Below are 9,787 nucleotides of genomic sequence, written 5' to 3' on the forward strand. Positions count from 1 at the left end.
TCAGATGCGGACTGCCCAGCAATGGCAGGGTCGGGCGCAAGGGCAGCAGGGTCGGGCGCAAGAGCATTCGAGGATTCAATCAGGGCTGCAGCGGAGGGGGACATCGCGGATTGCGCATCTGCACCGTTGTCATTCGCGGAGGTGCAAGCCGCCGAGCCGAGCACGGCGCACAAGATGATGAACGCCTTCCATTGGCGTGGGCGCGCTGCGAGAAGGCGCACGGATGCATGCGGCAAAGCTCCGTTCCCTTCCTGTCTTCAACTGACGACGCGTCCCGCGCCCAGTCCTGTTTCGGGGCGCAGGTCCAGCGCTGAGCAGCCCGGACGACGTCAATCCAGCTTCGCACATACGGTGCCCGCGGAACTGTGCAAAAGCCAGCCCGTCGCCGGACTGAGACGCTATTGAAACCCGGCCGTTGCTCACCTGAGACATTGTTGCGTCATCGAACGATTACCCGGTGACCCATCCACGCGTATCCTGCAGGACAGCCGTGACGTAATATTGAAAGCGGAACCGGCCGGTATTGATCCGGCACAGAGTAAGGGGCGATGAAAGGCCAATCCGGCCGATAATATGACCGATTCTTCAGTGGGCATAGGCGCGGCCGGCCTGGACAGCAGAATAATCCGCTTTGATTCCGCCGAACAGATGGTTCAGGCGCTCGGCACCAACGACGAGGCCTTGACGTCGATAGAAGGCGCGTTTCCAGGAGTGAGCCTGCATGTGCGCGGCAACGAACTCTCCATCGCCGGCCCGGCCGCGGATGTCTCGCGAGCTGAGCGGCTGATCGCAGAAGTGCGGACCCTTGCAGCCAATAACACCACGGTCAGTCCGCAGGTACTGGAGCAGCTCCTAGTGATGTTGAAGACGCAGAGCGCCGGCAGGCCGTCGGATGTTCTGACCATGAACATCCTGTCCTCCCGCGGACGCACCATCAGGCCAAAGACCCTCAATCAGAAGGACTACGTTGAGGCCATTGACCGGCACACGATTGTGTTTGGAATTGGTCCCGCTGGTACAGGGAAGACCTACCTTGCGATGGCAAAAGCCGTTCAGGCTTTGCAGCATAAAGAGGTCAATCGGATCATCCTGACAAGACCGGCCGTTGAAGCGGGGGAACGGCTGGGTTTCCTGCCAGGCACTCTCAGCGACAAGATCGATCCGTATCTGCGCCCACTGTACGACGCGCTCCACGACATGATGGACCCGGACTCCATCCCGCGGCTCATGGCCGCCGGAACGATCGAGGTGGCTCCGCTTGCATATATGCGCGGGCGCACGCTCAATGACGCCTTCATCATCCTCGACGAGGCCCAAAACACCACCCCGGAGCAAATGAAGATGTTCCTGACGCGACTCGGCTTCGGGTCAAGGATGGTCGTCACCGGCGATGTAACCCAGGTTGATCTGCCGGGAGGCACAAGTTCCGGTCTGCGGGTGGTCAGTGACATCCTGCAGGGTGTTGAGGACGTCAACTTCTCCTACCTGGACGCGTCCGATGTCGTCCGTCACCGTTTGGTGGGGGACATCGTGACCGCCTACAGCAGGTGGGACGAATCCCGGCGCGGCGCAGGGGACGCGCGCCGCAACGGAGGCAGGGCGGCACGGGTTGAGCATTGAGTTGAACAACGAGTCGGGCACCGAGGTGGACGAGGCAGGAATCGTCCGGCTTGGCCGGTATCTGCTCGACAACCTCTACATCCACCCTGAGGCGGAGCTTTCGATCATCCTGGTCGACGTGGACGCGATGGAGAAGCTTCACATCGAGTGGATGGACGAGCCTGGCCCCACCGACGTCCTGTCATTCCCCATGGATGAGCTCCGCCCGGGCACTCCGGGACGTCCCACGCCTGCGGGCATACTGGGCGATGTCGTCCTCTGCCCGGAAGTCGCCGGCGGGCAGGCGCAAACTGCGGGGCACGGGCTGGATGAGGAGTTGCTGCTGCTGACTACGCACGGTGTCCTCCATCTCCTTGGATTTGACCATGCCGAGCCCGATGAGGAGAAAGAGATGTTTGGTTTGCAGCGGAGGCTGCTCGCCGACTTCCTTGGCCGCGAATCGCCAAAGGAAACCACTCAGTGATCGTTTGGCTCCTGGCCCTGATGGCCCTCCTCTTTATCATCGTGGCGGCACTGGTCACGGCTGCTGAAGCTGCTTTCAGCTACCTCCCACGGCAGGACGGCGAGGCGTTGCTCCAGGGTTCGTCCGGGCACTCGATCAAGCGGATCCTTGAATCTCCGGTGGCCCACATGCATGCCCTCCGGTTCTGGCGTGTGTGGTTCGAGATGGCGGCTGCGGTTGCCGTGGCGATCCTTTTCCACGACATCCTGGACAACGTCTGGATTGCGGGGCTGCTGGCCACAGCCGTGATGGCTGGCGTGGGCTTTGTGCTGGTGGGTGTCTCTCCGCGGCATCTCGGACGCACGCGGGCGGTTTCGTTTGTGCCTTTGACCGCGCCACTGGTTCGATTTCTCTGCTTGATCCTTGGACCGATCCCGCGCTGGCTGGTTGCGCTCGGAAGCGCGATCACACCAGGGGCTGCGCGTGCGGAGGCCGCATTCTTTACGGAGGAGGAGTTCCGGGAGCTGCTGTCCCGTGCCAACGATGCGGAGATGATCGAGGACAGCGAGGCCGAGCTGATCCATTCCGTCTTTGAACTCGGCGACACTAGGGTTCGGTCTGTCATGGTTCCCCGGACGGACATGGTGTCCATAGAGTCCGGTTCCACGCTGAGACAGGCGATGTCGCTTTTTCTCAGATCGGGTTACTCCAGGATTCCGGTCATCGGAGAAAGTTCGGATGACGTGCGCGGCATCCTCTATCTGAAGGACGTTGTTGCCCAACTCCACGGCGACAGCGGTGCCTCCCAGGAAACCACCGTGGACGGCGTCTGCCGCAACGTCCGGTACGTGCCGGAGTCAAAGCCGGTAAGCGATTTTCTGCAGGAACTTCAACGGGAGTCCACCCACGTGGCGATCGTTATCGACGAGTATGGCGGGACGGCGGGCCTCGTCACCCTTGAGGATCTCATCGAGGAGATCGTCGGGGAGATTGTGGACGAGTACGACTCTGAAGTACCCGAAATGGAATCCCTCGCCGATGGTGAGTATCGGATCAGCTCACGGATGGGCATTGATGATCTCGGGGAGTTGTTCAACGTAGATCTCGAGGACGACGAGGTCGACACCGTTGGGGGCCTGCTCGCCAAGAGCCTTGGGCGGGTTCCCATTGTCGGCAGCCAGGTTGTCGTTGACGGGATTGGACTTCGCGCAGAATGCCTTGAGGGCCGCCGGAACAGGGTGTCGCACATCATTGCGTGGAGGCGGGAGCCCCCGGCCGACGACGGCGGCAACGGCCGCGCTGGGCAGTCAAGGCAAAATGGTGGCCAATCAAGGCCGAACAGCAGGGAGAACGCCGAGCATTATGAGCGACATTAAGCACCGCGCGGGATTCGTCTCGCTTGTTGGCCGGCCCAATGCCGGCAAGTCCACACTGACCAACGCTCTGGTCGGGCAAAAGGTCGCGATCACTTCGGCCAAACCCCAGACAACCCGGCACACCATCCGTGGAATAGTCACCCGGGACAACTCCCAGCTGATTCTGGTGGACACGCCTGGGCTGCACCGTCCCCGCACGCTGCTTGGAAAACGGCTGAACGATCTCGTGGCTGACACGCTGGCGGAAGTGGACGCGATCGGGTTTTGCCTGCCTGCCAATGAGCAGGTGGGGCCCGGCGACCGTTTCATTGCGGCGCAGCTTGCCCGGCTGAACCGTAAGCCGCTTATCGCCGTCGTTACCAAGGCCGATCTGGTGGACCGTGCTGCACTGACCGAGCAGTTGCTGTCCGTTGCAGCGCTGGGGGTGGACGCTGTTGGCGGTGAAGGCTGGGTCGACGTCGTACCAGTGTCGGCGGCTGACGGCTTCCAGGTTGACACCGTTGCTGACGTCTTCGTTTCCCACATGCCGGAGTCACCGCCCCTCTATCCGGATGGAGAACTGACGGACGAGCCCGAGTCCGTCATGGTCGCCGAACTGGTCAGGGAAGCGGCACTCGAAGGTGTGCGCGACGAACTGCCCCATTCACTGGCGGTGGTGGTGGAGGAGATGGTTCCCCGCGAGGGAAGGACCGCTGACAACCCGTTGTTGGACGTTCGCGTCAATCTTTACGTCGAGCGTTCGTCCCAGAAGGCGATCATCATTGGAAAAGGGGGCGCCCGCCTGCGTGAGGTGGGAACCAACGCACGGAAGGGCATCGAAGCGCTGCTCGGCACCAAAATTTACCTTGACCTGCACGTCAAAATTGCCAAGGACTGGCAACGGGATCCTAAGCAGCTGGTGCGGCTCGGATTTTGACCGGGCACGTCAGGTGGTGCACGCTCGTTGACTATGGGGTGCCTCCTTTTCAGGGGGCATCCATCCGCCTACGCATTTTGAACCAATTCCTTGAAGGAGCCGCAGCAAGATGAGTCGTCGCGTCGAGTCCGGTGCAGACAGTTCCGGTGTTGGGAGCGAGCATGGCCCCGGCGGCCGCCACCTTGGGCCCGCCGGCCCATCCCGCCTGCTCCGCATCATCGCCATCGTGCTCTCTGCTGTGCTGGTAGCCGGCGTCGGATTTGCCGCCATCAAGGTGTTCCAACTGCAGTCCAACGTGACCACCCAGCCGTTGAACCTCTCCGCGGATCAAGAGGAACAGCTTCCCATCGATCTGAGCAGCGACCCGGTCCAGATCCTGATCATCGGCAGTGACACCAGGACCGGGGAGGACAACGGAAAGTATGGCGGCGCCGAGTTCACCAACGAGGCGGGCAAAGCTGATGTCATGATGCTGATGACGCTCTCCGCCGACAGGGAGAACGTCACCATGGTGAGCTTCCCACGCGATCTCCTGGTTCCGTTGCCGGCCTGCGTTGACCCCGAAACGGGAGCATCCAGTGAAGCCTCCGAATTGGCCCAGCTCAACACTTCGCTGACCAACGGAGGACCAGGCTGCACCGTCGCAGCCATCAACGAGGTGACGGGGCTCGAAATTGACCATTTCATGATGGCGGACTTCAACGCCGTAACGGAGCTTTCGAAGGCAGTTGGCGGCGTGGAGGTCTGTGTCAACCAAGCTGTCGAGGATTCATACTCCGGACTGGAACTGCCGGCCGGCACCAGCGAAGTGGAGGGGGAACAGGCTCTTGCCTTCCTGCGGACGAGGCACGCTTTCGGAGACGGCGGCGATGAAGGAAGGATCCGCGCCCAGCAGGCCTTCATGGCTTCCCTGGCCCGAAAGATCAAGGATGAAGGGACGCTGACCAATATCCCCAAGGTGTACTCCATCGCCGAGACGGTAACTCAAAACCTCACGGTGGACGAAGGCCTCGCGCAGATCCCCGAACTCCTGAAGCTGGCCAACCGCCTGACCGACGTGGACTTGAACAACATCGCGTTCGTCACTGTTCCGGTAATCCCGTATGAGCCAGACATCAACCGTCTTGTGCTTGACGAGGAAAAAGCGGAGACCCTGTTCGCCGCAATCCGGGCGGACAGAGACATCACTGACGGGCCTTCCGAAGAAGCATCAGCCGGACCCACCACAGGGTCCACCGATACACCGGCCAACCCGGTGGATCCCAGCCCATCGGCGGACCCCACAGCCGAAGAGCTGCCCTTCGACCCCGCGCTCGTCCCGTTGGCCGTGCTCAATGCCTCCGGCGACGCGGCGCGCGCGCAGGAACTGCAAGCCCATTTGGTGGAGGAGGGCTACACGGAAACGCTCACGGAAAATGTGCCGCAGCGTCCGGCGACACAACTCTTTGTGGGGCCAGGATACGAAGGCATTGCTCCGGCTCTTGCGGAACTCCTGGGCCTGGCGGATGTGCAGTTAATCCCCAGCGGGACCACCGTGGGGCTGGAGTTGTCGGTGGGGACGGACTTTACGGATGGGCTCGCGATGAAGTCCGAGGGTGTGGGGGAGGACCTGACAGGTCAGACCGCGGCCCAGGTGACCTGCCAGTCCTGATCGGCGCGGCCTTACCAGATCCGAACGCGCTCAGCTGCATCCAGCCACAACGAGTCTGTTTCGGTGACGGCGAAAGCGCGATGGAACTCGCCCAGATTGCGCACCACCTGGTTGCATCGGAACTCATTGGGTGAATGCGGGTCGACTGCTATCCGCCGGGCTGCTTCCTCCGACCTGATCTTCTGACGCCAGCACTCTGCCCACGAATAGAAGTACCGTTGCGTGCCGCCGATGCCATTGATGACGGGGGGCTCGGTTCCGTTCAAACTGATCGTGTAGGCGCGGAAGCTGATCGACAGGCCACCAAGGTCGCCGATGTTTTCCCCCAGAGTGAGCTTGCCATTCACCGAGTGCCCGGGTGCCTCCAATGGTTCCAACTTGTTGTACTGATCCACCAGCCGGTTGGTCAGTGCCCGGAACGCTTCGCGGTCAGCGTCAGTCCACCAGTTGTGAAGTTCCCCCCGGCCATCGAACTGTGAACCCTGGTCATCAAATCCGTGGCCGATTTCGTGGCCGATTACGGCCCCGATTGCGCCGTAGTTGGCGGCGGGATCCGCATCTGCGTCGAAGAAGGGCGGCTGCAGGATCGCGGCGGGAAAAACGATTTCATTCATGGTTGGCATGTAGTAGGCGTTGACCGTCTGGGGCGTCATGTGCCACTCGCCGCGGTCGATCGGACCACCCAGCTTGGCCAGCTGGCGGTCCAGTTCAAACGCAGTGGCACGCCCCACGTTGCCATAGAGGTCATCGGGTTTGATCGTCAACGGCGAATAGTCGATCCAGGTCTCCGGGTAGCCGATCTTCGTGGTGAAGAGGCTGAGTTTCTCGAGCGCGCGTTCTTTTGTCTCTGCAGTCATCCACTCCAGGAAACGAATGCTTTCTTCATAGGCGGTGAGCAGATTGGTCACTAGTGCCTGCATCTTTTCCTTGTGTGATTCCGGAAAATGCCGCGCGACATATTCCCGGCCAACGGCGTCCCCGACTGCGCCTTCCACCACGGCAATTCCGCGTTTCCACCGCTCCTTAATCGCCGGAGTGCCGGTGAGGAAGGTCCCGTAGAAACTGAACGAGGCATTGACAAAATCATCACCGAGATAGTTTGCGGCGTGGAGCAGGACCCTTGTTGTCAGCCAGGACTTCCAATCCTCCAGGGATGTGTCCTCCAGGGCGTTTGACACGCCGGCCAGATACTCGGGCTGACTGGCCACAATCTCGGCAATGTCACTGGTGCCCTGGGTGAGCGCCGCGAGCCACGGACTGGTGAACGCAGCCACTCCGGCCAGGCTTTCAGCTGTGTGGAGGTTGTAGGTCGCCTGGGGATCACGGCGGGTCACCGCGTCCATATGCGAGCACGCCAGCCGGGTTTCGAGATCGAACACCGCGGCGGCCCGGGTGCGCGCTTCGGGGATATCGACCAACGCAAGCAGCCGTTCGAGAAGCGCCGTGTACGCCTCGCGGGCATCGGCGAATTTGTCCTCACGGTAATAGGATTCGTCCGGCATTCCGAGCCCGGACTGGTACAGATGAACCAGATAGCGGTCCGGAGTCCCCGCGTCATTGGTGACGTACGGCAGGGCGAGCCCAGGCACTCCGGTACGGGATAACCCGGCGTCCAGAAGGACAAGTTCCTGAACAGAAGCCACGGCATTGATCCTCTCCAGCAGCGGCCGCAACGGTTTGACGCCGTCGTCCTCAATCCGTTGAGTGTCCATAAAGGAGGCATACAGCGCTCCGATGCGCCGCCGGTCGCCGTTCCCGTCCAGCGACCCCGCTGCCTCTTCGACAATGCCACGCACAGCAAGCTCTGCCTCGTCGCGAAGCTGCGTGAACGAGCCCTCCAATGCACGGTCTTCCGGAATACTGGTGGCAGCGAGCCACCCGCCGTTGACGTGCCTGAACAGGTCATCCTGCGGCCGTGTTGCGTGGTCAAAGTGTGTTGGATCGATACCAGTGTTCTCCATGCGGTCTCCTTAGTCAGCGCGTCTTTTCATCCTAGAGGCCATGCTAGGCTGGCGTTGTGCGCGCAGGGATGCTTCTTCTTAGCTGCCGTGGCGGGGCCAGACTGACTGCATAGTCACGGGCCGTACCCCCGTTGCGGAGTTCGTGCTGCCGGCCCCCAACTCTCGAAGCCCACGTCCCGGACAACACGTCCGGTGGACGCTTGAACAGAAAAGGCCGCACCTCATGCACAACGCACAAACCACGTCTGGAATGCCGTTCCACAAATATGTCCCGTTCCAGGACCAGATCACGGTGGAGCTTCCCGACCGCACCTGGCCCGACAAAATCATCACCAAGGCGCCGCGGTGGTGCGCGGTGGACCTGCGGGACGGCAACCAGGCTTTGATTGACCCCATGAGCCCGGAGCGGAAGCATAAGATGTTTGAACTGCTGGTTCAGATGGGCTACAAGGAAATCGAAGTGGGTTTCCCTTCCGCTTCGCAGACGGATTTCGATTTTGTGCGCCAGCTGATCAAAGGCGACCGGATCCCCGATGATGTCACCATCCAGGTGCTCACCCAGGCACGCGAACACCTGATCGAACGCACCTATGAATCGTTGGAGGGGGCGGATCGGGCCATAGTCCACCTCTACAACTCGACGTCGGTGCTTCAGCGCCGCGTGGTGTTCAACCAGGACATGGACGGAATCATGGACATCGCACTGAGCGGTGCGCGGTTGTGCCGCAAGTTCGAAGAGAACATGGGCGAGACTCTGATCACCTATGAGTATTCACCGGAATCCTTCACCGGGACCGAACTCGAGTTTGCCGCGCGGATCAGCAATGAAGTGGCAGCAGTGTTGGAGGCCTCAGCAGACCGCCAGATGATCCTCAACCTGCCTGCCACGGTTGAAATGGCAACGCCCAACGTTTATGCGGACTCCATCGAATGGATGTGCCGCAATCTCACCAACAGGGACCACATCATCCTCTCCCTGCATCCGCATAACGACCGCGGCACGGGTGTGGCCGCGGCTGAGCTCGGATACCTTGCCGGCGCCGACCGCATCGAAGGCTGCCTCTTTGGCAACGGCGAGCGGACCGGGAACGTGGATCTGGTTACCCTGGGAATGAACCTGTATGGCCAGGGGATAGACCCGCAGATTGACTTCTCCGATATCGACCACATTCGACGCACCGCTGAATACTGCAACCAGCTGGCCGTTCCCGAACGTTCGCCCTACGGTGGCGACCTTGTTTTCACGGCGTTCTCCGGGTCGCATCAGGACGCCATTAAGAAGGGCTTCGAACGGATGGAGGAGGATGCCTCGGCGGCCGGTAAGTCCGTGGAGGAAATTCCGTGGGCCGTTCCCTACCTGCCCATCGACCCAAAGGACATAGGACGCAGCTACGAAGCGGTGATCCGGGTCAACTCGCAGTCGGGCAAAGGCGGCGTTGCCTACCTGCTCAAGAACGAGCACAGCCTGGACCTGCCCCGCAGGGCACAGATTGAATTCTCCAGCGCGGTTCAACGCCGCACCGACACCGTCGGCGGCGAAATCAGCGGGGCCCAGTTGTGGGAGGCCTTCCAGGATGAATACCTTCCCAGCCGTTCCGGTGGGGGAGCGGCATGGGGCCACTACGCCTTGACGTCCATGAACACCGACACCGCGGAGGACGGCTCCTTCAAACTCACGGCGACCCTGCTTGTGGATGGAGTCCAACAGCGCCGCTCTGCTCAGGGAAACGGGCCTATCGCCGCGCTGCTTGCGATTCTGGGCCAGGACGGCGTGGACGTCAGGGTCCTGGACTACAGTGAGCACGCGTTGTCGGCGGGCGG

8 protein-coding genes are annotated in these 9,787 nt (G+C 61.4%); 6 read left to right on the forward strand and 2 right to left on the reverse strand.

Going from position 1 to position 9,787, the window contains the following annotated elements:
• On the reverse strand, window positions 1-236 hold a 236-nt coding region (locus Y708_RS30290), incomplete at its 3' end, for a hypothetical protein (protein WP_216699712.1).
• 337 nt (window positions 237-573) lie between these two features.
• On the opposite strand from Y708_RS30290, the gene Y708_RS22395 reads away from it, so the two are divergent.
• From Y708_RS22395 to Y708_RS0102415, 5 genes are all read left to right on the forward strand, one after another.
• The gene (locus tag Y708_RS22395; RefSeq protein ID WP_051478468.1) at window positions 574-1,620 is read left to right on the forward strand and encodes a PhoH family protein; all 1,047 of its coding nucleotides are present in this window, start codon (window positions 574-576) and stop codon (window positions 1,618-1,620) included.
• Window positions 1,610-2,083 carry an rRNA maturation RNase YbeY gene (ybeY, locus tag Y708_RS0102400; RefSeq protein WP_028278678.1) on the forward strand — a complete coding sequence of 158 codons (474 nt, stop codon included), beginning with the start codon at window positions 1,610-1,612 and terminating at the stop codon, window positions 2,081-2,083. The genes Y708_RS22395 and ybeY overlap by 11 nt, the downstream gene beginning before the upstream one ends.
• The gene (locus tag Y708_RS22400; protein ID WP_051478470.1) at window positions 2,080-3,438 is read left to right on the forward strand and encodes a hemolysin family protein; all 1,359 of its coding nucleotides are present in this window, start codon (window positions 2,080-2,082) and stop codon (window positions 3,436-3,438) included. The genes ybeY and Y708_RS22400 overlap by 4 nt, the downstream gene beginning before the upstream one ends.
• Window positions 3,425-4,354: a GTPase Era gene (gene era / locus Y708_RS0102410; RefSeq protein ID WP_028278679.1), complete on the forward strand. Its 930-nt coding sequence runs from the start codon at window positions 3,425-3,427 to the stop codon at window positions 4,352-4,354. The genes Y708_RS22400 and era overlap by 14 nt, the downstream gene beginning before the upstream one ends.
• Window positions 4,355-4,463: 109 nt before the next feature.
• On the forward strand, window positions 4,464-6,005 hold the full coding sequence (locus tag Y708_RS0102415; RefSeq protein WP_028278680.1) for an LCP family protein: 1,542 nt from the start codon (window positions 4,464-4,466) through the stop codon (window positions 6,003-6,005).
• A gap of 11 nt (window positions 6,006-6,016) precedes the next feature.
• Here Y708_RS0102415 and Y708_RS0102420 read toward each other — a convergent pair whose 3' ends face one another.
• Entirely contained in the window at window positions 6,017-7,966 is a 1,950-nt protein-coding gene (locus Y708_RS0102420; RefSeq protein WP_028278681.1) for a M13 family metallopeptidase, read from the reverse strand.
• Window positions 7,967-8,189: 223 nt separating this feature from the next.
• Between Y708_RS0102420 and leuA the strand changes: the two genes are divergently transcribed.
• A partial coding sequence (gene leuA / locus Y708_RS22405) for a 2-isopropylmalate synthase (RefSeq protein WP_035775013.1) occupies window positions 8,190-9,787 on the forward strand: 1,598 nt, incomplete at its 3' end.

The organism is Arthrobacter sp. H5, assembly GCF_000520595.1.
Lineage (GTDB): Bacteria > Actinomycetota > Actinomycetes > Actinomycetales > Micrococcaceae > Arthrobacter_D.

Excerpts from the sequence above, each read along its gene's own strand:
- Y708_RS22395 (WP_051478468.1), top strand. The coding sequence starts at position 574 with ATGACCGATTCTTCAGTGGGCATAGGCGCGGCCGGCCTGGACAGCAGA.
- era (WP_028278679.1), top strand. The coding sequence starts at position 3,425 with ATGAGCGACATTAAGCACCGCGCGGGATTCGTCTCGCTTGTTGGCCGG.
- Y708_RS0102415 (WP_028278680.1), top strand. The coding sequence starts at position 4,464 with ATGAGTCGTCGCGTCGAGTCCGGTGCAGACAGTTCCGGTGTTGGGAGC.
- Y708_RS0102420 (WP_028278681.1), bottom strand. The coding sequence starts at position 7,966 with ATGGAGAACACTGGTATCGATCCAACACACTTTGACCACGCAACACGG.